The following is a 24324-nucleotide window of genomic DNA, read 5'->3' on the forward strand; positions in this document are numbered from 1 at the left end:
TTCATACCTTCTGAATACTTATTCCAAATTTATAAAAATAGTTTGAATATGTGGTATATTTATTATGTAAACTCTTGCCAAAAGTTGTCAGCTTGAGTATAATCAAAAGCGTGACCCACCATATTCACATCATTCAGATTAGAGGTGTTTTTTCTTGTTAAAGCTACTTGTGCAGGGCTCTCAAGACGAGCTTTCTCGATTTTTCCTCCAATTTCGGACTCATAAAGAGTTTATCGTACATCCAGATTCCATTCAGTTGCAAGAAGAAGATTTGGAAAACGCGAAATTATATGTTTCTTTTGATTTCTGTCCAGAGTCCCGAGAAAATCTTACCATACAAATGATGACAGAAAAAGGGACAATTGTAAAATTAGATCTACTAGATGGAATTGTCACCCGCTTCGATGATGGTAAGACTTACATAAGGGGTAAGCTCTATGATATTTTCGGATAAAAAAACTCATTGAGATAACCCAATGAGAAAAAGTAGTACAAACCTAACACTGATTTTATCATAAAATTCTGCCATAATAAAGAGATGAGTAGAATTTTCCTCTCCTTACGTAACATATAAGGGAGTGCGAAAGGCTTTGGTAGCCCTCACACTCCCTTATATCCATTATAAATTATATTCCTGTTTCAGCGTTTGGAGCATGATATTGTTTTCCATGCCTTTTTGTCTGCCTTCTCTTTTAAACATATAATCATAGTAATAAAGAACCTTGGGTATTTTTTCTTGCTTTCGAATTTGATCACGAACCTGAACTGCCCATTCCGTATCTTCTCCAAAGCTAATATCTAAATATTGATACTGGCTTGCCAATTTCTTAGAGAAGCACATAATGTGATTCGGATTACGATAATAATATTGCTCATCTTCTAATTTGTCTCCACTATACGCTACATCATACTTGCAAATTTTCTTTACGATTCCACCTAGGCTTACCTCTACATCAAACGTAATACAGTCGGCATCTGGAGTCTGACGAATAGCGGACAGTAGCGAATCGACATAATCAGGAGTAACTCGATCATCATCATCCACAAATACAACAAAATCACCTTTTGCTTGCTGAATTAAAACATTCCTCTTGGTTCCAATTGACCTCTTCTTATTATCAATGAAAACAAGTATCTCCACTGGGAATCTCTCGGACTGTCTTTGTAATTCACTTACTACTCGAGATAAACAACTAGCCCTTTCAGGAATCGATGGAATCAAAATAGACAGTATGATATCCACGTGATCCCCTCCTCCTTAGCTCTTAATCATTTCACCACTTTTACTATAAAACACTGGATGATAACAACTAGCAAGAACTGGGATATTTTTACTCGAAAATGGTTGTTCATAGTGATTTACTTCAGAGTGAAATAAGCAACAGAATTTACTCTGTTGATGGCTTAGTAACCACATCTCAGGTGCTAGATAATCTGAGCCTATCCCCGCATCCAGCTTCTTTATGTACTCACTATTCGCCCACCAAAAATTTCCTGAAAAATGAGGTTTAGGTGATGGTAAATAATTAACACCGCAAGCATCTACACTTCCAAGCTGCTTTAAACAGATTTCATGATGATCGATTAATACTGTTTCCATCAAATGAACCCAATCTCGTACATATGATTCAACAAACGTTCCAAATCGAGCCACGCCCTTTGTATGCATATATAAAATCTGTACATTATGCGGGGCTTCACTACAATACTGATGCAACCACTTTAAAGTGGGGCGCTCAAAATCGTATGTTTGAGGAAGAATCCTTATTTTCATTTTATTATCTGTTTTAGCTAGTAAACCGATCTCTTGTATGATGCCCTGAATGTGTTTTTCGTCATTTGCACGTTCAGTGACAAACGATACATACATAGAGTCCAATTTGTCATACAAACCAGATGACTGTAGACGTTTTATCTGCCTTTTTACAATTTCGAGCCAATTATTAATTTCAAACACATGCATAAAACAGACCGTCTTATCCATTTGTCTCACTAAAGCTGGCTGGATCTCGACTCGATCTTGTACAAATAGACCCACTCTTTCCACCCAGCCTCGATCTTCTTTCCCTTCAATTCTCACACTTTGAGACTGGATTAAAACTCTTTTTGCATAGCACATCAGATGCTTTGGCTTACTATTGAAACCAAACCCTACACTAGAACTCCAGTTATGAGCTACATGAAAAGCAATACAATCCGCATTTGGATTCTGTAAAATCGAATCTAACAAGGTATCGACGTAAACGTCTGATACCGAATAATGATCATCAATAAAAGTAATGAATGCTCCTTGAGCCAGATTCATTAACGTCATCATCTGTTCATCCATCGAACGTACATGATTATCCATTAACATGAGCACTTCTACTGGACGATCGCAAGCTTGCTTTTCCAACTGTCTCGTCATTTCCATAGCGCCTGTAAGTCGTTCTGGTGTAGAGTACACTAGAATTGATAGCTTAATATCCAACTCGATCTCCCCCGAGGTCATCATTTTTAAACAAAATTCTCTGTTTATCTCTTTTTATAGTTATATGAATACATTTGAAGGTTAATTCTTAATCTTCCCTAATTCAATCCCAAATTTGTCGCACAACAAAAAGGAGCTCAAGGTGATCCCTAAGCCCCCTTTATGATATCTAACTGGATTAATCGATACTCTCTTCGTCTACTCCACTATTATCTGGTTCAAGATCAGAAGCATCTTCTACGATTAAAACCGTATGACACTCTGGACAGAGTAATTCAATCTCTGCATCTGCCACGTCTTCATAATCTACGTACACGTCTTCTCCGCATTCTGGACAGACGATACATAGCTCATCTTCGTCATCCTCATCGTCATCATCTTCATCGTCATACACTAGTAACTCCATATCATTTAGATCTTCATCGATTGATTCAACATATTCCTCTAGTTCCAAGAATCGATGTTCTAGCTGTTCATTTGCCTCTAATAACTCATCCACAATATCTAGAAGCCTTTGAATCGCTTTCCCCTCTGGATGACTGCTTTCTTGATTAGCACCTTCCATCAGACCTTGCACATATGCAACCTCTCTGCGTAGACGATCGTACATCACAACTCCACCCCTCATACAAGTATCGGTAACTCTATTTTCACCTTTCGATTCAAAAGAAATACATTTTAGTTGAAATGGGCTATTTTTTCTTCTATTGGATAGACTAAGAAATCAAATGAATTTGCAAACGAGGTTTGTTACATATGGATCAAAAAACGAAAAAATCATCTCATCAAACATCAAATAAGTGGATTCTTGCCATCTTATCCTCCATCCCCATCATCATGGTTTTGGGTAACTCTATGTTAATTCCTGTACTACCCACAATTGAAAACGTATATGATGTCTCAAGTGTACAAACAAGCTTATTAATTACTTTATTCTCTATCCCAGCCGGCATCGTGATCCCCTTTGCAGGAATCTTAGCTGATCATGTGGGAAGAAAAAAAGTCATTTTCTATAGTTTGCTTATATATGGTGTAGGAGGACTATTAGCGGGATTATCGGCTGTTTGGTTTCCAGAATCCTTTGGATTTCTATTGGGGAGTAGAGTGATCCAAGGTATTGGAGCTGCAGGAACAGCACCGATTGCAATGGTATTAGCAAGTGATCTATTCGAAAAGAGTGACAGAGCATCTGCCCTTGGAATCATTGAATCTTCCAATGCTATGGGAAAAGTACTAAGCCCCATCTTAGGTTCCCTACTGGCGCTCTTCACTTGGTATACTATGTTTTTCGTTTTTCCTATTTTATGTATTCCCGTTGCCTATTTCCTTGTAAAAGTGATTCAAGAACCTACTCAATCCCAAGAAAAAACACCCCTCAAACAATACATCAAACATGTAAAATCAGTATTTAAACGAGAGGGGCGTTGGTTATTTCTTGCTTTTGCCATCGGATCTATGACACTGTTCACACTCTTTGGTGGGTTATTTCGGCTTTCGGACTCCATTGATACAAATACCAATTTGAGTGGAGTTTTAAAGGGGTTCGTTTTGGCTATTCCCCTTCTTGCACTTTGTATCACGGCGTATATAGTAGGGAAGACAATTAAAACCAAAATTGGTCTAATGAAGATACTCATCTTGATTGGTTTAGGATTATTAACAACAACGATCATTTTGATGATCTGGATGAAATCCATCGTTTGGATAATCGCAACCCTATCCATAAGTGCCATCGCTTGTGGACTCATTCTACCCTGCTTAAATACATTTATCACCTCTTCTACTGGTACATCAGAGAGAGGAATTATTACTTCTTTATATGGAAGCATTCGTTTCTTTGGTGTCGCACTCGGACCTACTGTCTACGGAGCCCTGCAAAACCGCCTTTTTCTCCTATTTATTGGAAGCGGAGCTGTCTTTGCGCTATTATTACTATTATCAGCTTGGCTCATCCATCGTCCCCAACGAATCAATGGAAATCAGGAGGGACACTCACGGATTTTGATTCGCTCCAAGCGCATTCATCCCATTGCTTAGAGAGGAGTTTTATAAATGGAGAGAAATATATGGGGGAACTGGTTACAAGTCCATACGAAGCATCGACAAATCGACAAGCCTAGGTCTACAGGGCTAACCATGGTGATGGATAAAGGACTCGGGATGCGTGCTTTTGATGATCTAATCGAAATCGCTCATCCCTATATCGATTTCTATAAACTAGGGTTTGGAACTGCTGCACTCACTCCTTTACGCCTGCTTCGAGAGAAAATTGAACGAACGGAAACCGAGCATATTCAAATTTTCCCGGGAGGAACCTTTTTTGAAATTGCTCACCATCACAAATGTACAGATCAGTATTTCCAAGCTTTACGGGATCAGGGGATTCGGTGGATTGAAATATCAGAAGGTACCATCTCCATCCCCCCTAGAGAAAAAAGAGAATTGATCCGCAAAGCCCATAAATTGGGATTTTCTGTTATTACAGAGATAGGAAAAAAGGAATCGGGCTCTTTTTTGACAATGGAAGAAATCCATTCCCAAGCTACATTGGATCTCGAAGAAGGTGTACAATTTGTTATTATTGAAGGTCGCGAATCGGGAATCGATGTGGGAATCTATGATGAAAATGGAAAATTTGATTCTTCCCTGATTCGTGATTTAGCAAATAGCCTGCCACTTAATCGAATCATGTTTGAAGCCCCTCTTAAAAAACAGCAAATTCAATATATTCAATTGGTTGGGAATGAAGTAAATCTAGGGAACATCGCTCCTACAGAAGTCATGGCTCTCGAAGCCCTAAGACAACATTTGCGCTCAGATACATTTAATCCCAATATGGAGGTGTACCGATGAACATTCAAACAATACCTTATGTCCAAGCATTTAAACCAAGCGACTATGTAGGGCAAACGATTGTGGTCATAGACACATTTCGAGCTACCTCCACTATTGTCGCTGCCCTTTCATCCGGGGTAAAGTGTGTCATTCCCGTCAAAGAAATTGAAGATGCCAAGAAGTTATGGAAACCAGGGCGTATATTAGCCGGTGAGCGGTTTGGGGCACAGATTGAGGAGTTTTCTCTTGGTAATTCACCTGTCCATTTTATACAAACTTCTTCTTGTAAGGGAAAAGAACTGATTCTTACTACTACCAATGGGACTCGGGCGTTAAGCAGAGTCGCTCAAGCGAAGCAGGTCTGGATCGGTAGTTTGTTAAATGCGAGATCCATCGCCCAGAGATTACACTTAGAAAACATCTCTAACGTCCTATTTTACTGCGCAGGAACAAGAGGCACGATGTCATTTGAAGATTGTGTAACGGTTGGAGCGATCCTAGAGGAATGGCGGAAACTGGATCCACAAATCACTCAATCCCCTACCTCTTTTGACGATCTTTCTCTCCTATGTATGAGTAGCTTCCAATTCCTTCACTCTCAAGATCAACTTCATCTATTGCGTGAAAGTCGGGCTGGAAAGAGAAATCACTCTCTTGGCAACGAGGAAGACCTAGATCTAAGCCTAAAAATGAATCAATTTAACGTTGTCCCTACTTATACAAATGGAGTTATCACGGCTCCTCTCTCTTGATTTTCATTCTATCCTTCCTCATTCATGCATAGTTTAGTGGTAAAGTCATTTTGGACAAGGGGAGCGCGACATGAAAGCAGATCTTATTATTGTAATCCTAATCGTGATCGGTTTATTCGGTCGTTCCCCCATTATTGCTACTGCGGCCAGTTTTCTCCTTATTTTAAAACTACTTCATCTCGAACGTTTTTTTGATGGTATCGAGCGACGTGGACTAGAGCTTGGATTGCTATTCCTAACCATTGCTGTCTTAGTTCCATTTGTATCTGGAAAAATAACGTGGCAACAGATTGTGGATGTGTTCACTTCCCCTGCTGGGATTTTGGCTTGTATTGGCGGGGCACTTGCCACCTATATGAATGGGAAAGGACTAGATTTATTACGCGTAGATCCTCAATTAGTAGTAGGACTCGTTATTGGCTCTATCTTTGGCATTATTTTCTTGCGGGGCATTCCGGTTGGACCCCTTATGGCAGCCGGGATTACTGCATTTTTCATGGGTATACTCAAAATATGGTGGCATTAACCCCCTACTTCTAAAGACATATAAAGTCATACACATTTTTCTTGAGTCCCTAGGAGAACTCACGTATACTTAGGGCAGTCAAGGGGGTTTTTCTATTGTCCAAAATTGCTATTATTACTGACAGTTCGTGTGATCTACCGAAAGATCTAGTTGCAAAGCTAGGTATTTCTGTTGTACCACTTCGTGTTATTTATAAATCTGGAGAATTTCGAGATGGAATTGATATTGAAGCAACCGATATTTATGAACGACTTGAAATAGAAGTTCCAACCACCTCCATGCCTTCACCAGAAGATATTTATGCCACATTTGAGAAAGTTCGTTCCGAAGGGTTTACCCATTGTCTTGTAATCAGTGTATCCTCTGGATTAAGCGGAACTTATAATACATTTAAACTAATCGCAAGCGAGTTTGATGATCTGCATATACATGTTATTGATTCTAAGTACCTTTCCTGGGCACTAGGTTATCAAGTCATAGAAGCAGCCAAACTAGTCCGTGAAAAGCTCGACTTCGGTGAGATCGTTGAGAAAATTGAAGCGATGAAAAAGCAAATCTCTGCTTATTTTGTCGTGGATACATTAGAATATCTAAAAGCAGGCGGACGAATCGGACGAGTTTCCGCTCTTTTCGGCTCTATGCTAAATGTGAAACCCATTATCTCAGTAGACGATGATGGTAAGTATTTCCCCCTCACGGTTGCTCGTGGAAAAAAGCAAGCGATGAAGAAACTTTGCCAATTGGTGCAAGATCATGTAGATTCCGCTAAAGCGAGTATTGCCATTGTACAAGGACGTGCTGAGAAAGAAGCCGAAGCATTTGCAGATCGAATTCGCCAATTAGGTGATAATATCGTTGATATTTATGTAGGGAATGTAAGTCCTGCACTCGTCGTTCATGCAGGCCCTGGATTAGTAGGTCTTATTATTAAAAATGAAAAATAAGAATACCGGAATCATCATCATTCGTAACTATTTTGATTATCCCTAACTATTAGGTCTAAAGGAACCTAATCGGTTAGGGATTTTTTTATGACAAATCTAGTTATACATGCATACACATGTAGTATCAAAAGCATATACCGAGAAGATAGAACGTAGATATTATTATATCGAAACTAGTATTTCACTTTTGATGAGAAGGGGATATGTACTTGGAGAAATTAGTAAATGTACTGTCGACTGATCCCTATGTAGTGGTACATGAAGAGATTTTCTCGCAAGAAGAATGTCAACATATCATAAATGTAGGTCAAGGAGTATTAGCTCCAGCACAGACACAAGGTGGAATGTCAGACACTCGTATATCGGATACCGCATGGTTAAATCACTATACAGATCACTTGATACTCTCCTTCTGTGAGCGAATCGCCAATCTTGTGGGACGTCCATTAAGTCATGCAGAAGCACTTCAAGTAGCAAGGTATGGTGTGGGAGGGAAGTTTGAACCACACATTGATTGTTATGACACCAATTCAGAAGGAGGAAATTACTTCTTTTCGATTGCAGGTCAACGAATCTGTACAGCTATTTTATATCTGAATGATACACTTAAGGGAGGAGAAACCTACTTCCCTGATCTTAATTTAGATATAAAACCAAAAACAGGAAATTTGCTTATTTTTGATAATTGTTACACTGATACGATTAATGCCCACCCCCTCTCAATCCACGGCTCTCGCGTGCTAGAAGAAGGAGAAAAATGGATCACGACTCTGTGGTTTACCGAAAGGCCACACTACTAATGGATATCGATAGAAGTATCAATCAAATTATAAATAGCCTCAACTCGATGAATCGAGTTGAGGCTATTTATTGCTCTCTATGTTTATGCACGTGAAACATATTGACCGTTACGCGTATCGATTACAAGACGATCGCCTCTATTGATAAAGAGTGGAACCGTAACAACAAATCCAGTCGATAACGTAGCTGGCTTATTGCCACCTGTCGCTGTATCACCACGGATTCCTGGATCCGTTTCAACTACTTCCAATTCTACTGTATTCGGTAGTTGGATCCCAATCGTTTCATGCTCATACGTAACGATTTGAACTTCCATGTTTTCTTGCAGGAAATTTAATTCATTTTCCAAACGCTCTGCTGGCAACGAGATTTGATCATAGGTTTCATTATCCATGAACGTGTAATCACCGCCAGATTCATACAAATAGCTCATACGACGAGTTTCAATCAACGCCTTAGCTACTTTCTCGCCGCCACGAAACGTTTTCTCTGTAATATTTCCATTTCGAAGGTTACGCAACTTGGAGCGAACAAACGCAGCACCTTTTCCTGGTTTTACATGTTGGAATTCAAGAACCGAATAAATATCACCATCGATTTCAATTGTTAAACCTGTACGAAAATCGTTTACACTAATCATCCATCGTTCCTCCTGATGAAAACAAAGATCTAGAGAATAATAAGTTCTTTAGTACAATGAGTTAATACTTCATGACCTGATTCTGTAATGAGGATATCATCCTCGATACGGACTCCACCGAATTCAGAGAGATAAATTCCTGGTTCCACCGTTACAACGTTTCCTGGTTTTAAGATATGGGAGCTTGCTTGAGAAAGTCTAGGACTTTCATGAACTTCCAGTCCAATCCCGTGCCCAGTCCCATGTCCAAAGTGTGCACCATAACCGCGCTGTGTAATCAAATCACGAGCTACTGCATCAGCCTCCACGCCTGTCATCCCTGGACGGAGAGCATCTACAGCCTTTCGTTCTGCCTCTAATACAATATCATAAATTTCCTTTTGTTTCTCATTTGGTTTTCCAACCATTACCGTACGAGTGAGATCAGAAACATATCCTTGATAAGCAGCTCCAAAGTCTAGGGTAACGAGATCACCCTTTTCGATCACTTTGTCACTTGCTACACCGTGAGGTAATGCTCCTCGCCAGCCAGATGCCACAATGATGTCAAATGATGGACCCGTTGCTCCCATCTCCATCATGAGTACCTTCAGTCGAAGTTGGACTTCCGATTCCTTCAATCCCGGTTGAATATATTGAATGATCTGTTCAAAAGTACGGTCTGCAATCGCAGTAGCATGACGGATGATGGTTAACTCATCCTCACTTTTTACCATTCGTAATTCTTCTATGATTTGTGGAGCAGGTATGTATTCAATCGAAGAATCTCCTTGGGATAGAGCTTGGAATTGAGCAAACGTCATATGTGTTGCTTCAAAGCTTACCTTTTTGAGACCTATCTTTTTGATACTTTCACGAACCGTATGCCAAATATCAAGTGATGATTGAAGTTCCAGACAAAAATGTGGACACTCTGCTTTTACTTGGTCGATATAACGGAAGTCTGTGACGAATACAGCGTCCTTTTCTGTTACAATCGCGACACCACTAGAGCCAGTGAAGCCAGTGATATACCTGCGATTATAAGGATTCGTGATCAAATAGACTTCTATCCCCTGACTCATCATCTCTTTTCGCAAGTTCGCTAGCCGTTTTTCCATGAGTCTCACTCCTAGTATGTTCGGTTATGCTAGATCAATTCCCGAATTGCTTGTAACGCTAGATCATAGCTATACGATCCAAATCCACTAATTTGTCCGATACAGACAGGCGCAGTTACAGATTGCTTACGAAATTCTTCTCTAGCATGAATATTAGATAAATGCACTTCAATGACAGGAACTTCTACAGATGCAATCGCATCTCGAATCGCATAGCTCGTATGAGTATAAGCTCCTGGGTTACAGATTATGTAATCAAAATTTCCTTCTGCCTCATGAATCTCCGTAATCAGTTCGCCCTCATAATTAGATTGTTTCGCAACAACGGACAACGTCAAACGATCACCTAATTTTCGTAACCGTTGGTTGATTTCATCCAATGTTTCCGAGCCATAAATCTCCGGCTCTCGTTTGCCCAAACGGTTTAAATTAGGACCATGAAGGATCAGTACTCTCGTCATCTACGAACACCCCTATAAGGGTATATTTTCTCATGAATTTAGCGATTTGTCCAACCTCCATACCGAATACTTCCTTTATGTGATAAAATGGAGATACTTACAAAACTCACAATTTAAGACACATGATACAAAGGTGGTGCCAGATTTCGTGGCTGAACAACCCATAGCATATGGCGGTCAGGCAGTGGTAGAAGGCGTTATGTTTCAAGGGCAGCATAGCCTCGTCACAGCCGTTAGACGTAAAAACGGATCAATCGAAACATTTGAAGTACAAAAAAAGGAACAGCCCATTCTCTCGAAAGTGAAAAAAATCCCTTTTGTTAGAGGATTGATCGGGCTCATTGAAGCAAGTGCCTCTGGTGCAAAACACCTTCAATTTGCTACTGAACAGTATGATTTAGATGAAAATCCCGACCAAGTCCGTGAGACTAAAGAAACTTTCTCTTCCAAGCTATCAATGTGGTTAGGCGTAGCCGTGATTGGGATTCTATCCTTCGTAGTAGGAAAAGTAATCTTCACGCTCGTCCCTGCGATGCTAGCTAGCTTTTTATTTGATGGATTGGTTAAAAATCTAATTCTCCAGAACCTAATAGAAGGGGCAATCAAGACGGTCTTACTCTTCTCGTACCTATGGATCATCTCGCAAACACCCATCATCAAACGGGTCTTTCAATATCATGGAGCTGAGCATAAAGTGATTACCGCTTATGAACATGGGGAAGAATTGACAGTAGAAAATGTTCAAAAACATTCTCGGCTTCACTATCGATGTGGCAGTAGCTTTATGATTCTAACCATATTGGTGGGCGTAATCGTATATTCCTTTTTCCAATATGAAAATATGTGGGATCGAATGATCATACGTTTGGAACTACTTCCACTCGTGATTATGCTATCTTATGAAGTTTTACGCTTTACCAATGCGCTTCGTGATGTCCCTGTGCTCAAATATTTAGGTTACCCTGGATTATGGCTTCAACTACTTACGACAAAAGAGCCAAATGATGAGCAGGTAGAAGTAGCCATCACCTCATTTAAGCGCATGCTCGATTTAGATAGCGAAGTAAAAGCCAAACAAGCTCCCATGAATCATGCTTCTTCCATTGGAATGTAACTCGACCTTTAGGAAAGTGGTGGTAGCGTGAATATATCCAAAAGACTTTCTGTTGGAACGATCATCATATTAGGATTAATAGCCATTGGAATCATGTCAGCACTGCGTGAATCCTTTTGGAATGTAGTAGGATGGATCGGATTCATTGGGATCATCTTTTATCTATATAAGAAGCCTCCCATCTGGTTACAAAGAATAAGTGGGCATATCCCCGCGACATCAACCAAACGAAAGAAAAAATCACATCGATTTAAAGTGATAGATGGCTCTAAAAAACATCGCAAATTCTAAAGAAAACCCCTAGTCCTCACTTAGACTGGGGGTTTTTCGTATGGGCATGACTGAGACCTTCCACATGAATAGGCACATCACTTTTCGTTAAGACATAGGGGTACACGATCATCTGTGGATAAAATGTTCCCGGAGTTGGCTCTTGTTCGGTTACTTCTACCTTTACCTGATTATCTTGTTGCACAATATTAGTCACCTGCAATTGATATCCAGGATTAGGTCTCATTCCAAGCGAGATGAGTGTATATTCCTCATCCTCCATCTGAATTTTATGAAGTCCCGAATGTACTTTTTGATGCATCACCCATTCGCGAATCGATACAGGTAGTGTCTTTAGTTGCTCACTCGTGATCAGCTTAATTCCCAGACCTTTTTCATCATTCTGATTCATATTAACTTCCTTTCTGAAGTGGTGGCTCATCATTTTTCCCAAAGTTGATTTGGGTGGAGCGACTTTTCCCACGTGCTTGTAAATAGGAATCAAACGTCCATCCCTCAAAGAACGCTTCTCCTGCTCTCACCCCAGATTGATAAAGAGTGTCTTTCTTATCCTTACTTAAAGAAAAATCAGTTATTTTAACCCCGAGGGTGGGTACAGAGATCGTACGAATCTGATCCTTTGACCGAATATATCGGTTATCATACGCGTCCATCATCGTATAAAACAAGGATAAAAACATGTTTAACGGTCCGGGGACTTCTGCCACTGATCCCTTCTTTTCTTTTGTTGGATTGTTTAAATCAAAGCCAAAAGTAGGCCAACGGGGGCAATCTGAATCAAAAATCCAAATAGGAAAATTACTTAACACTCCTCCATCTACAATACAACTATACTTCCCAGAGGGCGCATGATACAACATCACGGGATCAAAAAAGAAAGGAATACTACAACTCATTCGAACTGCTTTTGCAACTGAAAACGTTGCTGGATCGTGGCCATAACTTGCTAGATCATCTGGCAGAATCATCAGCATTTTTTGTGTAATATCAGAGGCAATGATTTTCAAGCCAACGTCCTGCAAATCACCAAAGGTCCGAACCCCTTTCTCAGCTAAACGACATTCTAGCCAATGTTCAAGTGCATCACCCGAGTAAATCCCTTTTTTAATCCACATACGTAAAGCTGGACCGACATAAGGGATGCGATGATACATCGTCTTCGGTAAAAACGATGTAAAGTCTAGATCAAGCAGAAGCCTGTAAAGCTCCTCGGCTGTATAACCCGCCGCAGTAAGAGACGCGATCATCGATCCAGCAGAAGTCCCTGCTACATTCTTCCATTTATATCCCTTTTTCTCCGCCACTGTTAGTGCTCCGACCAGTCCAATTCCTTTTACACCGCCGCCCTCAAATACTGCATCTGCCCACACATGACCACCTCTTTAAAAAAAGAATGTATTTATTCATATGTATGAAAAAAACCCTAGGAACAGGACTTCCAGGGTTAATTTATTCATCTTGCTCCGTATTCTCTTCAGCAGCTTTGGTAGAGATGAGAAGTTTGACCACTTCTGGATTGCTTTCGAGATAGGAAACTAAATTCTCCACACAGGTGATGGAATCCCAGCTCAGATGATGTTCAATCCCTTCCACATCTTGATAAACAAATTCCTCACGTACTCCAATCAAGCGAAGAAATTTCTCTAATAACTGATGCCGGTCAACAAGGCGCTTTCCTACTTTTTTACCCTTCGCAGTTAGAACCAAACCACGATATTTTTCATAAACCAAATATTTATTTTGATCAAGTTTCTGAACCATCTTTGTAACTGACGAGGGGTGAACGGATAACGCCTCTGCTATGTCTGACACGCGTGCATATCCTTTTTGATCAATTAATTGATAAATGTTTTCTAAATAATCTTCCATACTTGGTGTTGCCAAATGAACCACCCCTTCAAATCAATACAACCAGAGTCATTTTATCAGATGTTACGTATTAGCTCAATGAAAGTGTTACAAAAACATCCCTCAAAAAAGCTCCTATTTCCGTTATAATGAAAATCAAAGGAGGATTCGCTTTTTATGAGAATCACCCCATCTGATATTCCAAGCAAGAAATTTAATAAGTCTTTCTGGGGCTATATCCCAGAAGAAGTGGATCAGTGGTTAAACGAAATCGTCATTTGTTACGAAGAAGATGTAAGCGAACTAAAAGAACTACGACAAGAAATTACACGATTACGAACTGAAAACAAACAATTACGCGAAATATGTAAAGAGATGGATCGTTTAGATGAAAGCCGAGTATCTAGCTGATGCTAGTAAGCCTCGGCTTTTTTCTGTTCATCATTCCAGATGAGAACGGGACCAAATTGAATAGCGTCACAAGCAACCAGACGAAGTTCAATGCCTTCTACATTCCCTTGAATGGCATCTTCATGTGCTTCTTTTCCATGAAGGTGCCCGTATACACATAAGGAAACCCCATACTCTTTCAGAAGATCGAAGAACTTTGATTCTTTCCCTGTCTGAGTTAAAGGTGGGTAGTGAAGCATTACGATAATAGGCAGATCTGAATGTTCTTTGCGTGCCGCCTCTAATGCCATTTTCAGTCTCCCTGCTTGTCTCTCGTAAATCTTGCGATCTTCTGATTCATGATAACCGTAATCTCCTGGAAGCATCCAGCCTCGGGTCGCAGCTACCACCTTATTCTCCACAACGGTAAAATCAGCATCTAGCCATGTCATCCGCTCAGGCAAAGCTTCACGAATCTTCTTCTTACTATGTACATAATACTCATGATTACCTGGAGAGAAAACCTTGTTTCCAGGTAACTGATCAATCCATCTAAAATCATATAGGGCTTCTTCTAAGCGTAGCGCCCAGCTAATATCTCCTGGAATGAGAACGGTATCTTCTTCTCTTACCCTCTCCATCCATAAATCTCGAATTCGATGATAATGTTGATCCCAACCAAACAACTCCATTGGCTTTCGAATATCTCTCTCAGGATCAATCTCATATAGGTCAACAGGTCTTTGGAACGATAGATGTAAATCCGCAATTGAAAAGATCGCCATGCAAGGTACCATCCTTTCTCACAACTACACAATACTCTAATTACGAAAAAAAAAGCAAGAAGAGATCCGTTGATCCTCTTGCCTATTCATCTGTTATTTATTTTTCCAATAATTTATATGGTTGAGTCGATTTGTCAATAAATAGATCACGTAATGATAGTGAAGTTTTCTCCGATAAGCCTAAGGTTGCCTTCACTTCTGTACCTTGGTTAATGTTGATGACCATATCACTATTCGTAACATTTAACGAGAAACCGATCGGTTTATTCTTCACTAACTTCGGTATAGAAGTAGAGTCCATTTCCGTAATTTTCGTACCTGAGTTACGTAATAACGATACTTTTCCATTCGACCACTCTACCACATACGTGATACCATCCACCGAATTTAATTTAATCTCAAATGGGATAGTTGAGTCTTGGCTAAGTCCTACTAAGAAATTGGTAAATGAACTTGAGATCGGAATCGCAATCTGCGTCTTAGGCATGACCGTTAAATCAGAACCTTTTGCAATCCCAATTCCTGTATTCAAGATCCACGGTTGGTCGGGTAGGAAATCGCTATCTACTTGCGAGGTATCGTCAATCTTTTGAAGACCAGGATTTTGTAAGGTTACCCCTTTACCCGCCGTAAACACAGGTTTTAACGTACCTTGTATCTGGCTGTTCCCCCGAAGCACAAAAGCTTCCTTGGTCTCTTTGTCCACGATTTTCACTCGTACAGGTGCAAGTGAGGTATGGTAGACATAAAATTCGTATGACTTACCTGCTTTAATAAAAGGAACCCCTTTTGCCCCAAACATGGTGGTACGTGCTCCTTGTGAAGATCCTGAGCTAATCTGACCATCTCGTTTAATCAGAAGCTCAAAACGTCCTCCATCTGATTTTTCCATTGTTGCCTTGAAATCATCAAATGTTTCATCAAAAGCCAGTTCCCCTTGCAGTACAGTAGATTCTTCCATCGAATCAAAGGCATATTCTGATTTAGAGGCAAAATCATGCTTTTTTCCATTCGGTTTGATCTGGAAAATCGCCCTTTGTTCACTCTTAACTGGATCTTTGGCATCTGATTGACTTAAATAATAGTTCCCAACTAATGCGCCCGTTGCGATTAAAATAAGTGCTACAGCAGTAGACATGATCACCTTACGCAATCCTCCTGGGTTACGCCCAGACTCAAGACTCCGATCTTTCAATAGCTTGTCTACTTGCCCAATAACTTCCTCTAGACTTACTTTTGTTTTCCAAGACTTCAAAGCAAGTTTTTGTAATTTACGAGGAATTAGGTTATTTTCCAAGAATAATTTATTATTCTTCGGGTTCTTTGAGGGTTGATAACCTGTGAGTAGGAAGAATAGGAGGTCTCGCCATTTTTGATCACGCTGTACTTTGACTTCATCATGTAAATAATAGAATAAGAGCAAAGGTTCCGATCCACTTAATAAAATATTTTTAGGATCTAAGGTGGTGCGAAGCGGGAAGTTTCTGCGTTGTAGTTCTCGAATGGTTTGTAGCAAGCTCTTCGCTACTTTTAAGGCTTTCAATGGCTTCATAGGACGCTCTTTCGTCACGAGCAGTGGAAGTGGTTCACCTGTAAAGGGGGCATGAACCAGAATGACTTCATGCTCGTCCACCATTACATCAATAATGGGAGCAAGGTGAGGATGTTGAAATTTTAACACAAGCTCTCGAAAATCCTCTGGTAAGGTTTGACCTTCTATTGGAATGCTTTGGAGAAATACACGTTTTCCCCCATGAGTACGTGCCTGCAAAATCTTTCCAGATGAAAATTGAATCTCATCTTCTACTTGAAACCTCTTCACAAATTGAGAGTGAAATGATTTAGCCAACGGTAGTACCACCCTCACACAACAAATTTTTAAAAGTGTTAATGATAGAATATAAATACAAATACAAATAAATTATTCAGGAATCATCTCCATCCTAAACTTAAGTATATTAAAAATCAAGATATTGTTTCGCTGTAGAAATATAATAATGTGAACAATTTTCCACAAATGAGTGCAAAGTGATGAAAATCAGGAAAATGTATGCTATCGCTTATAATTCCAATCGTCATTTGCGTATTTGTTTTGAACAAGTTGGTGTGCCATTTCTTCCTCATAGGGGCTTAATTTCCCTACTTCCACATCCAACTCCAGTCCTTCGATCATCCCTTGTGTGAAGGCGTGTTCGACCTCTTGTATATAAAATGGCTGTGAACTACACTGATGAATCGAAACAGCTTTTTGCTCTAGTTCCTGTTTTCTAGCGTTTCGAATCTCTTCCGTTGAAAACATCAGTACTTCAAATAATCGTTCTATATCGAGGTCTAACAAAATGGAGCCATGTTGCAGAACAACCCCCTTTTGACGAACTTGGGCACTCCCTGCCGCTTTTCGTCCATGAACGACTAATTCGTAATCAGATGGGGCATCAAAGCATGCAGCCGACTGAATTCCTTTTGAAGACTTTGCAGGCGGGGCAAGTTCTGCTTCTATCCCGAGATTCTGATATCCACGGAGCAAGCCTTGACTTAGATAACGATATGATTCTGATACGCTTCCTTGTACTGATGGGTGCGTTTCGGGAGCGATGATACTATAGGTTAGTTCAGAATCATGTAGGACCGCTCTCCCCCCTGTCATTCTGCGAACAAACCCCCAGCCTAACTCCTTTAATCTCTCTAGATTGACTTCTTTTTCAGCTCGTTGGAAATATCCGATACTGAGAGTTGCTGGATTCCAGCCATAAAACCGTAGAGTCGGTGGGGCTTGGTTTTCGCTGATGGCTGTTAAAATAGCTTCATCAAGTGCCATATTCCATGCAGGTGCGTGTGATTGGTAAGGGATGAGCCGCCACTTAGTATTATTCATTTATTTTTCGGTCCTCCTCATTTTCAATATTTGATAAGGTATGTTGATCCATTTATTGGGTGGTTTTCTATATTTCGAGGCAATGTATCTGACCAATGGTTCAATAAGAAGTATACAACTTAGAATAACATAAAAATCGTTACCAAATGAAAAAAGCACTCTTGTTTTTGAGTGCTTTTTTCTCTGTTATTGAATCGTAATCGGTAATGATTGCCCTTTTTGGCATTGGGTTGTTTTGAGTTCTATTTTCTGTTCTTGAAGGTTGGTGAAGACGATCGGGGTAATGATTGATTTAGCATGTTGTTTGACATAATCGAGGTCGAAAGTTACGAGTTCTTGCCCCGCTTTGACATGATCCCCTTGTGCAATCTTGGCAGTGAAGCCTTCTCCTTTTAATTGCACGGTATCAATACCGATGTGGATAAGAATTTCCCGACCGCTTTGAGAGCGAATGCCAATCGCATGTTTGGATGGAAATAGGTTTACGATTTCTCCATCTACTGGAGCTACGACGACTCCTTCGGCTGGATCGATCGCAAATCCATCCCCCATCAGCTTATCTGCAAAGACTGGGTCTGGGACCTCTTTGATCGGTAGAACTCTCCCTGTCATCGGAGATAGGAAGGTTTCTGTTACAGATCCAGTACCGATGGAGCAGGTCTCATTCGCCTTAGCAGGGCTTTCCACCTTTTCTACCGGTCTAGGAGTCTTTCCGGCTATAATGTCTTTCATCTGTTCCTTAATTTGATCCGATTTGGGACCAAAAATCGCTTGCATATTGTTCCCAACTTCCAGAACCCCAGCGGCGCCCAGCGCTTTTAATTTCGCTTTGTCTACTTTTTTGGGGTCTTGAACCTGAATACGGAGTCGTGTAATACATGCATCCAGGTGAGTCAAATTTTCCTTGCCACCGAAAGCTTCTATCACTTCGTAAGCGAGCGAATCAGGGCGATTATCCGTATCAACCGGGTTTATCCCTTCTTCTGTCTCATCCTCTCGCCCAGGGGTCTTCAGATTCCATGTGCGAATCGCAAACCGGAATCCAAAATAGTAGACTACTGCAAAAGCAAGACCAACTGGGATAATCATCCATGAGTTTGTACTTATTTTCCAGTAGAGAAGATAATCGATCACTCCACCGGAAAAAGTAAGTCCTGCTTTTACGTTCAAAAGTGCCATGGTCATAAATGAAATCCCTGCAAACACACAGTGGATCGCAAATAGCACAGGAGCTACAAACAGGAACGAGAATTCGATTGGCTCCGTAATTCCTGTTAAAAAAGAGGTAAGAGCCCCCGAAAGCATGATTCCTCCAACCACTTTTTTTCTTTCTGGACGAGCTTCTTGATAAATAGCAAGAGCCGCCGCAGGTAAACCAAACATCATGAATGGAAATTTTCCTGTTAAAAATGTTCCTGCTGTGGGGTCGCCAGCGAAGAATCGGGCAACGTCCCCTTTTACGACTTCTCCTGTTGATTTCATATACTCCCCAAACTCAAACCAGAACGGAGCATACCAGATATGGTGAAGTCCAAATGGGATCAGAGCCCGCTCGATCACACCAAAGATAAAGGCGGATAAAGCAAGATTCGCATGTAGCACCATGTGTGAAAATGCATCGATTCCGGCTTGAATCGGTGGCCACACAAAGCCAAAAATAATACCGAGAACAAAAGCAGAAGCCGCTGTAACAATGGGAACAAAACGCTTACCCGCAAAAAAACCTAAAAACGGAGGAAGCTCAATATCATGGAACTTCCGATATAACAAGGCGGCTACGACCCCGATGAGAATCCCACCAAAAACCCCCATTGAGATGGTTTTAATTCCGAGTACGGGAGTTGTTTTCAGATGACGGAGAATAGCCATCTGCCCAAGCGTAGCATTCATGATTAAAAAACCGACTACGGCAGCTAAACCTGCTGAACCCTCCCCATTTGTTAGCCCGATTGCTACACCGATCGCAAAAATTAAGGCTAGATTCGCAAATATAATATCTCCTGATTGGGACATGAGTCCTATTTTTAATGCACTACCTATTCCTAATAGCAAACCCGCCGCTGGAAGAATTGCCACTGGAAGCATTAAGGATTTACCGATTTTCTGTAGGCTTCCAAATAGATTTTTAAACACCTTTTACCCTCCTGTTAACCAAAACAAATTAGATTCTTGTATCGTATTGTTTATTTTGTCCAGGAATAGAAAAAGCATGAATGAGTGACGAATTTGTCTTGTTGCTCATTCATGCTTCTATGTTGTTTTATTTTATAAAAAGCGGAAGCCTGATAGCCAGTGACCCCCATCTACGGTGATACAATCTCCGTTGATGAAAGCCGCTTCTTCGGATAATAAAAACTTTGTTACGCTGGCAATCTCTTCAGGTGTGCCAAAACGTTTTAGGGGTACTTGTCGTTGGACCATTTTATAAGCTTTTTCGTCTTGAATCAGCTTATCTGTTCCACCTGTACGTTCAATCGGACCGGGTGCGATGGCATTTAATCGGATGCCATACTTACTACCCCACTCGACCGCTAATGTTTGAGTCATCGCGAGTACTCCCGCTTTAGCAGAAGCCGAGTGTACTACACCAGCGGCTCCAGTCCAAGCATATGTAGCTACAATGTTTACAATGGAGCCTTTGATTCCTTTTTCAATCCAATAGTTCCCAACTGTATTGGTGCAATACCATGTACCGTTTAAGACAATGTCAATTACGGAACGCCAGCCATTATTCGAAAGCTTTTCAGCTGGTACGACGAAGTTACCTGCCGCATTATTTACAAGATGATCAATGCTACCAAAGGTTTCATGGACCGTTTCAACCATTTCTTTTACTTTCTCTTCTTCTCTTACATCCAAGACAAAGGTTAACACTTGTCCTGGAAATGTTTCATATTCCTTTTTCACTTCTTGCATACGCTCTTCATTACGGGCACAGATGACTACGTTCGCTCCCTCTTGGCAGAAACGCCCAACCATTGCTTTCCCCATACCGCTACTTCCACCTGTGACGATGACAGTTTTTCCTCTCATCTTGCCGCCTCATCTCTATGAATATTGATTGTTTAAATAAATCTCTCACTTAAGCCTAGATGAGAGTTCTTCTCACGTCAAGGCAATGTTTCTTACTCAAGTTTGAAAGGTACCTATTTTTTTACAATTGATATTTTCTTTGTCTTTTTATAACATTTATAAGTACATCAAATACATACACCATGGAAGGAAGATCATTATTCGTAGTAACTTTCGGGTTCAATGGAGCCTATACGTAGATGCTAAAACACAAGAAAAAGCCATGCTCATCTTTCAATTAGTTTCAGAAGCAATTGATTTACCTCTTCAAATTGAGAACTGCGAACCTTACTGGAGAAATCGTAGTCAATATGAAATTACATTCACAACAACGTGGGAAGATGTAACGCCTCCAGAAGCCGTTTTCCGTACATTAGCCGCCGCTGATACACTTGCTTGGGAATGGAATGTTCGATGCCCAGTTGAATGGGAGGATGGATTGTTTGAATTTGGAGGACAGTCTGTTAAAACGAAATTAGCTAACTTATTATGGATTGGATTTGAATTAGAAAAAGAAGTTTCTCAAAAACAAATGATACAAGAAGGTACTGTATACGAGACGAAAATCCCCTAGAGAGGGGATTTTCTTGTTTTTCATTTATGATTTGCTATAACGTAACACAGGTTTCCTTGCAGCGGTTACTTCGTCCAGTCGTCTGACAATCGTATGATGAGGTGCTTCCTGTACGATTTCAGGTGTTTCTTCTGCCTCACGAGCGATTTGGATCATCGCGTCAATAAATTTATCTAATGTTTCCTTACTCTCTGTCTCGGTTGGCTCGATCATCAAGCATTCATCTACGATAAGCGGGAAGTAAATCGTAGGTGGGTGATAGCCAAAGTCTAAGAGGCGTTTCGCCATGTCCAAGGTACGAACCCCTTGTTTCTTCTGGCGATTCCCCGATAGGACAAACTCATGCTTACAGTTCTGGGTAAACGGTACATCAAAATAAGGTGCTAAACGATGCATCATATAGTTCGCATTCAACACGGCATATTCCGATACTTGCTTTAAGCCGTCTGGACCCATGGTGCGAATATACGTATAAGCACGAACTAAGATACCGAAATTTCCATAATACCCTTTGATTCGTCCGATTGATTGAGGCATGTCATGATCGAAGAAGTAGCTACCATCCTCACGCTGGCGAACCATTGGTTTCGGTAGATATGGCATTAAATCTTTCTTTACACCTACTGGACCTGCACCAGGTCCCCCACCACCATGTGGAGTTGTAAAAGTTTTATGGAGATTTAAATGTACTACATCAAATCCCATATCCCCCGGACGAGCATAGCCTAAGATCGCATTGGCATTTGCTCCATCATAATAGAGGAGTCCTCCTGCTTCATGTACTAAGTCTGCAATCAATTTGATTTCTTCTTCAAATAGCCCAAGTGTATTGGGATTGGTCATCATCAGCGCCGCAGTATCGTTACCAAGAACTTCTTTTAATGCTTCTACATCGACTAGTCCCTTTTCATTGGAAGGGATTGTAATGGTTTCAAAGCCGGCCACAGTCGCGGAAGCTGGATTAGTACCATGAGCAGAGTCAGGCACGATCACCTTATTTCGCATAAGGTCACCACGGCCTTCATGGTATGCACGGATCATCATTAATCCGGTCCACTCACCTTGCGCTCCAGCCGCCGACTGTACAGTCACATCATCCATGCCGGTAATCTCTGACAGATCTTGTTGCAATTCAAACAACAATTGCAATGCTCCTTGTGCAGTCTCTTCTGCTTGATACGGGTGAATCTTCGAGAACCCTGGGTAGCGAGCTACATCTTCATTGATTTTTGGATTGTATTTCATTGTGCAAGAACCAAGTGGATAGAAGCCATTATCAATTCCGTGGTTACGGCGCGATAACTCGGTGTAATGGCGCATGAGATCTAGCTCTGCAACCTCTGGTAACTCTGCAGGGACCTCGCGCATGAATTGGGCAGGAAGTCCTTCTGTTTCAGGTACATCGCTTGCAGGTAAGCTGTAAGAAATACGACCCGGCTGGCTCATCTCAAAAATGAGTTGTTTCGCTGTCTCTTTGCTCATAGTAGTCCCTCCAATGCCACTGCCAACTGTTCAATTTCTTCTTGGGTGCGAAGCTCGGTTACGGCAACTAACATATGATTTTGATATTCTGAATAAGCCTTGCCTAAGTCATAACCACCAATAATTCCTTGTTTCAATAGCTTTCGATTTACCTCTTCAACAGAGCCATTTACTCGAATCACAAATTCATTAAAAAATGGCTGCTCATGAGCGATTTCAAAGCCACTCACTTGTGACAAACGTTGCTTGGCAAAATGGGCTTTTTTCACATTTAGTAATGCTATATCCTGCATCCCTTGTTTCCCTAATGCTGACATGTAAACGGAAGCGGCTAGAGCCATCAGTGCTTGGTTCGAACAAATGTTAGAAGTTGCCTTATCACGCCTGATATGTTGCTCACGAGCTTGTAGGGTTAGAACGAAACCACGTTTCCCGTCCTCGTCTACGGTTTGCCCTACGATACGTCCTGGTAGACGACGCATTAGGGCCTTTGTTGTCGCAAAGTAGCCACAGTGTGGACCTCCAAACTGGGGGAGAATCCCAAGTGGTTGTGCATCTCCTACTACAATATCCGCCTTAAAGGCGCCTGGAGGTTGTAAGATTCCGAGCGAAAGCGGGTTAGAGCTCACAACTAGCAACCCTTTGTGCTTATGTGCAATCTGCTCAATTTGGCCGAGGTCTTCCAGATTTCCTAAGAAGTTTGGATACTGAACAATAACCGCCGCAGTATCTTCATCTGCCATCTCTTCCAAGCGAGCCAGATTTGTCACTCCATCTTGCAAAGGAATCTCGACCACTTCATAGCCAAGCCCTTTGGCATTCGTCAATAGGATTTCCCGCGCTTCCGGATGAACTGCTCTCGAAACAAACACTTTTTTCTTCTTCGTATGAGAAAAAGCAAGCGCGGCCGCTTCTGCTAGAGCAGTTGGACCATCATACATCGAGGAGTTCGCCACATCCATACCGGTTAGCTCACAAATCATCGACTGAAATTCAAAAATAGCTTGTAATTCGCCCTGACTAATCTCTGGTTGATAAGGAGTATAGGCTGTATAAAACTCTGAACGGGAGATAACATGGCCCACTACGCTTGGTACATAATGCTCATACACGCCTGCCCCTAAAAAGGAAGTATATTGATCCAAGTTCGCATTTTTCCCCGATAAACGTTGCATATGTTTCACCAATAATGGTTCTGGCAATGCCTGCGGAATCGCTAACTCACCATGGAAACGGACATTTTCAGGAATCTCTGCAAATAATTCTTCCGTTGTCTGGACTCCAATCGTTTCAAGCATTTCTTTCCGATCTTGTTCTGTCATTGGTAAATAACGAAATGTCATCCTTTCTCCTCCTCCAAAACC

At 41.0% G+C, this 24324-nt stretch carries 27 protein-coding genes; 11 read left to right on the top strand and 16 right to left on the bottom strand.

All coding sequences use genetic code 11. The features are described 5' to 3' along the window. Window positions 1-154 precede the first annotated feature (154 nt). Window positions 155-454 (top strand): hypothetical protein, encoded by a 300-nt coding sequence (locus J2Z48_RS07810; RefSeq protein WP_307252457.1) that lies wholly within the window; start codon window positions 155-157, stop codon window positions 452-454. A gap of 165 nt (window positions 455-619) precedes the next feature. Here J2Z48_RS07810 and J2Z48_RS07815 read toward each other — a convergent pair whose 3' ends face one another. From J2Z48_RS07815 to J2Z48_RS07825, 3 genes are all read right to left on the bottom strand, one after another. Next, entirely contained in the window at window positions 620-1243 is a 624-nt protein-coding gene (locus tag J2Z48_RS07815) for a glycosyltransferase (protein WP_307252458.1), read from the bottom strand. Window positions 1244-1258: 15 nt separating this feature from the next. Beyond that, window positions 1259-2470, bottom strand: coding sequence for a hypothetical protein (locus J2Z48_RS07820; RefSeq protein WP_307252459.1), 1212 nt, complete (start codon window positions 2468-2470; stop codon window positions 1259-1261). A gap of 178 nt (window positions 2471-2648) precedes the next feature. Further along, entirely contained in the window at window positions 2649-3080 is a 432-nt protein-coding gene (locus tag J2Z48_RS07825; RefSeq protein ID WP_307252460.1) for a CD1247 N-terminal domain-containing protein, read from the bottom strand. A gap of 146 nt (window positions 3081-3226) precedes the next feature. On the opposite strand from J2Z48_RS07825, the gene J2Z48_RS07830 reads away from it, so the two are divergent. From J2Z48_RS07830 to J2Z48_RS07855, 6 genes are all read left to right on the top strand, one after another. Then, window positions 3227-4507, top strand: a complete 1281-nt coding sequence (locus J2Z48_RS07830) for an MFS transporter (RefSeq protein WP_307252462.1) — start codon at window positions 3227-3229, stop codon at window positions 4505-4507. A gap of 15 nt (window positions 4508-4522) precedes the next feature. After that, window positions 4523-5323 carry a phosphosulfolactate synthase gene (comA, locus tag J2Z48_RS07835; protein ID WP_307252463.1) on the top strand — a complete coding sequence of 267 codons (801 nt, stop codon included), beginning with the start codon at window positions 4523-4525 and terminating at the stop codon, window positions 5321-5323. Continuing rightward, on the top strand, window positions 5320-6057 hold the full coding sequence (locus J2Z48_RS07840) for a 2-phosphosulfolactate phosphatase (RefSeq protein WP_307252464.1): 738 nt from the start codon (window positions 5320-5322) through the stop codon (window positions 6055-6057). Before comA ends, J2Z48_RS07840 begins: the two co-directional genes overlap by 4 nt. 70 nt (window positions 6058-6127) lie before the next feature. After that, window positions 6128-6583: a DUF441 domain-containing protein gene (locus J2Z48_RS07845; RefSeq protein WP_307252465.1), complete on the top strand. Its 456-nt coding sequence runs from the start codon at window positions 6128-6130 to the stop codon at window positions 6581-6583. A gap of 95 nt (window positions 6584-6678) precedes the next feature. Next, complete coding sequence (locus J2Z48_RS07850) at window positions 6679-7527, top strand: DegV family protein (protein ID WP_307252466.1); 849 nt, start codon at window positions 6679-6681, stop codon at window positions 7525-7527. Window positions 7528-7736: 209 nt separating this feature from the next. After that, complete coding sequence (locus tag J2Z48_RS07855; protein ID WP_307252467.1) at window positions 7737-8327, top strand: prolyl hydroxylase family protein; 591 nt, start codon at window positions 7737-7739, stop codon at window positions 8325-8327. Window positions 8328-8410: 83 nt separating this feature from the next. Here the strand turns inward: J2Z48_RS07855 and efp are convergent, their stop codons facing one another. The 3 genes from efp to aroQ are packed head-to-tail and all read right to left on the bottom strand — an operon-like array spanning window position 8411 to window position 10529. Then, the gene (gene efp, locus J2Z48_RS07860; protein ID WP_307252468.1) at window positions 8411-8968 is read right to left on the bottom strand and encodes an elongation factor P; all 558 of its coding nucleotides are present in this window, start codon (window positions 8966-8968) and stop codon (window positions 8411-8413) included. Window positions 8969-8997: 29 nt separating this feature from the next. Then, window positions 8998-10068 (bottom strand): M24 family metallopeptidase, encoded by a 1071-nt coding sequence (locus J2Z48_RS07865; protein ID WP_307252469.1) that lies wholly within the window; start codon window positions 10066-10068, stop codon window positions 8998-9000. Window positions 10069-10097: 29 nt separating this feature from the next. Next, window positions 10098-10529: a type II 3-dehydroquinate dehydratase gene (aroQ, locus tag J2Z48_RS07870; protein ID WP_307252470.1), complete on the bottom strand. Its 432-nt coding sequence runs from the start codon at window positions 10527-10529 to the stop codon at window positions 10098-10100. Between the two features lie 199 nt (window positions 10530-10728). Here aroQ and J2Z48_RS07875 point away from each other — a divergent pair, with 199 nt between their 5' ends. Beyond that, window positions 10729-11643 carry a DUF1385 domain-containing protein gene (locus J2Z48_RS07875; RefSeq protein WP_370872914.1) on the top strand — a complete coding sequence of 305 codons (915 nt, stop codon included), beginning with the start codon at window positions 10729-10731 and terminating at the stop codon, window positions 11641-11643. A 27-nt stretch (window positions 11644-11670) separates the two neighbouring features. Beyond that, a complete protein-coding gene (locus J2Z48_RS07880) occupies window positions 11671-11934 on the top strand; it encodes a hypothetical protein (protein ID WP_307252472.1) in 264 nt (87 codons plus the stop codon). Between the two features lie 16 nt (window positions 11935-11950). Here the strand turns inward: J2Z48_RS07880 and J2Z48_RS07885 are convergent, their stop codons facing one another. From J2Z48_RS07885 to mntR, 3 genes are all read right to left on the bottom strand, one after another. Then, window positions 11951-12325: a protease complex subunit PrcB family protein gene (locus J2Z48_RS07885; RefSeq protein WP_307252473.1), complete on the bottom strand. Its 375-nt coding sequence runs from the start codon at window positions 12323-12325 to the stop codon at window positions 11951-11953. A 1-nt stretch (window position 12326) separates the two neighbouring features. Further along, a complete protein-coding gene (locus tag J2Z48_RS07890; protein WP_307252474.1) occupies window positions 12327-13304 on the bottom strand; it encodes a patatin-like phospholipase family protein in 978 nt (325 codons plus the stop codon). Window positions 13305-13383: 79 nt separating this feature from the next. Then, window positions 13384-13818, bottom strand: coding sequence for a transcriptional regulator MntR (gene mntR / locus J2Z48_RS07895; RefSeq protein ID WP_307252475.1), 435 nt, complete (start codon window positions 13816-13818; stop codon window positions 13384-13386). A 141-nt stretch (window positions 13819-13959) separates the two neighbouring features. Here mntR and J2Z48_RS07900 point away from each other — a divergent pair, with 141 nt between their 5' ends. Then, window positions 13960-14193 carry a DivIVA domain-containing protein gene (locus J2Z48_RS07900; protein ID WP_307252476.1) on the top strand — a complete coding sequence of 78 codons (234 nt, stop codon included), beginning with the start codon at window positions 13960-13962 and terminating at the stop codon, window positions 14191-14193. Between the two features lie 2 nt (window positions 14194-14195). Here J2Z48_RS07900 and J2Z48_RS07905 read toward each other — a convergent pair whose 3' ends face one another. The 5 genes from J2Z48_RS07905 to fadH all read right to left on the bottom strand — a co-directional run bounded on the left by J2Z48_RS07905 (window position 14196) and on the right by fadH (window position 20865). Further along, the gene (locus tag J2Z48_RS07905) at window positions 14196-14957 is read right to left on the bottom strand and encodes a metallophosphoesterase (protein ID WP_307252477.1); all 762 of its coding nucleotides are present in this window, start codon (window positions 14955-14957) and stop codon (window positions 14196-14198) included. Between the two features lie 97 nt (window positions 14958-15054). Further along, the gene (locus tag J2Z48_RS07910; RefSeq protein WP_307252478.1) at window positions 15055-16806 is read right to left on the bottom strand and encodes a serine/threonine-protein kinase; all 1752 of its coding nucleotides are present in this window, start codon (window positions 16804-16806) and stop codon (window positions 15055-15057) included. 204 nt (window positions 16807-17010) lie between these two features. Next, window positions 17011-17832: an octanoyltransferase LipM gene (lipM, locus tag J2Z48_RS07915; RefSeq protein ID WP_307252479.1), complete on the bottom strand. Its 822-nt coding sequence runs from the start codon at window positions 17830-17832 to the stop codon at window positions 17011-17013. 186 nt (window positions 17833-18018) lie between these two features. Beyond that, window positions 18019-19965, bottom strand: a complete 1947-nt coding sequence (gene ptsG / locus J2Z48_RS07920) for a glucose-specific PTS transporter subunit IIBC (RefSeq protein ID WP_307252480.1) — start codon at window positions 19963-19965, stop codon at window positions 18019-18021. Window positions 19966-20097: 132 nt separating this feature from the next. Continuing rightward, window positions 20098-20865 carry a 2,4-dienoyl-CoA reductase gene (fadH, locus tag J2Z48_RS07925; protein ID WP_307252481.1) on the bottom strand — a complete coding sequence of 256 codons (768 nt, stop codon included), beginning with the start codon at window positions 20863-20865 and terminating at the stop codon, window positions 20098-20100. A 262-nt stretch (window positions 20866-21127) separates the two neighbouring features. Between fadH and J2Z48_RS07930 the strand changes: the two genes are divergently transcribed. Next, a complete protein-coding gene (locus J2Z48_RS07930) occupies window positions 21128-21478 on the top strand; it encodes a hypothetical protein (protein WP_307252482.1) in 351 nt (116 codons plus the stop codon). Between the two features lie 24 nt (window positions 21479-21502). Here J2Z48_RS07930 and gcvPB read toward each other — a convergent pair whose 3' ends face one another. Together gcvPB and gcvPA are read right to left on the bottom strand one after the other, a co-directional pair. Next, on the bottom strand, window positions 21503-22960 hold the full coding sequence (gcvPB, locus tag J2Z48_RS07935) for an aminomethyl-transferring glycine dehydrogenase subunit GcvPB (protein WP_307252483.1): 1458 nt from the start codon (window positions 22958-22960) through the stop codon (window positions 21503-21505). Continuing rightward, complete coding sequence (gene gcvPA / locus J2Z48_RS07940) at window positions 22957-24303, bottom strand: aminomethyl-transferring glycine dehydrogenase subunit GcvPA (RefSeq protein ID WP_307252484.1); 1347 nt, start codon at window positions 24301-24303, stop codon at window positions 22957-22959. The genes gcvPB and gcvPA overlap by 4 nt, the downstream gene beginning before the upstream one ends. Between the last annotated feature and the right edge of the window lie 21 nt (window positions 24304-24324).

It is taken from the genome of Croceifilum oryzae, from assembly GCF_030814315.1.
Taxonomy (GTDB): domain Bacteria; phylum Bacillota; class Bacilli; order Thermoactinomycetales; family Thermoactinomycetaceae; genus Baia; species Baia oryzae.

Bases quoted from the DNA above. Each gene is read 5' to 3' on its own strand.
- J2Z48_RS07825 (WP_307252460.1), bottom strand. From the start codon at position 3,080: ATGTACGATCGTCTACGCAGAGAGGTTGCATATGTGCAAGGTCTGATG.
- J2Z48_RS07830 (WP_307252462.1), top strand. From the start codon at position 3,227: ATGGATCAAAAAACGAAAAAATCATCTCATCAAACATCAAATAAGTGG.
- comA (WP_307252463.1), top strand. From the start codon at position 4,523: ATGGAGAGAAATATATGGGGGAACTGGTTACAAGTCCATACGAAGCAT.
- J2Z48_RS07840 (WP_307252464.1), top strand. From the start codon at position 5,320: ATGAACATTCAAACAATACCTTATGTCCAAGCATTTAAACCAAGCGAC.
- J2Z48_RS07845 (WP_307252465.1), top strand. From the start codon at position 6,128: ATGAAAGCAGATCTTATTATTGTAATCCTAATCGTGATCGGTTTATTC.
- efp (WP_307252468.1), bottom strand. From the start codon at position 8,968: ATGATTAGTGTAAACGATTTTCGTACAGGTTTAACAATTGAAATCGAT.
- J2Z48_RS07865 (WP_307252469.1), bottom strand. From the start codon at position 10,068: ATGGAAAAACGGCTAGCGAACTTGCGAAAAGAGATGATGAGTCAGGGG.
- aroQ (WP_307252470.1), bottom strand. From the start codon at position 10,529: ATGACGAGAGTACTGATCCTTCATGGTCCTAATTTAAACCGTTTGGGC.
- J2Z48_RS07875 (WP_370872914.1), top strand. From the start codon at position 10,729: ATGTTTCAAGGGCAGCATAGCCTCGTCACAGCCGTTAGACGTAAAAAC.
- J2Z48_RS07885 (WP_307252473.1), bottom strand. From the start codon at position 12,325: ATGAATCAGAATGATGAAAAAGGTCTGGGAATTAAGCTGATCACGAGT.
- J2Z48_RS07900 (WP_307252476.1), top strand. From the start codon at position 13,960: ATGAGAATCACCCCATCTGATATTCCAAGCAAGAAATTTAATAAGTCT.
- J2Z48_RS07905 (WP_307252477.1), bottom strand. From the start codon at position 14,957: ATGGCGATCTTTTCAATTGCGGATTTACATCTATCGTTCCAAAGACCT.
- lipM (WP_307252479.1), bottom strand. From the start codon at position 17,832: ATGAATAATACTAAGTGGCGGCTCATCCCTTACCAATCACACGCACCT.
- fadH (WP_307252481.1), bottom strand. From the start codon at position 20,865: ATGAGAGGAAAAACTGTCATCGTCACAGGTGGAAGTAGCGGTATGGGG.
- J2Z48_RS07930 (WP_307252482.1), top strand. From the start codon at position 21,128: ATGCTCATCTTTCAATTAGTTTCAGAAGCAATTGATTTACCTCTTCAA.
- gcvPB (WP_307252483.1), bottom strand. From the start codon at position 22,960: ATGAGCAAAGAGACAGCGAAACAACTCATTTTTGAGATGAGCCAGCCG.
- gcvPA (WP_307252484.1), bottom strand. From the start codon at position 24,303: ATGACATTTCGTTATTTACCAATGACAGAACAAGATCGGAAAGAAATG.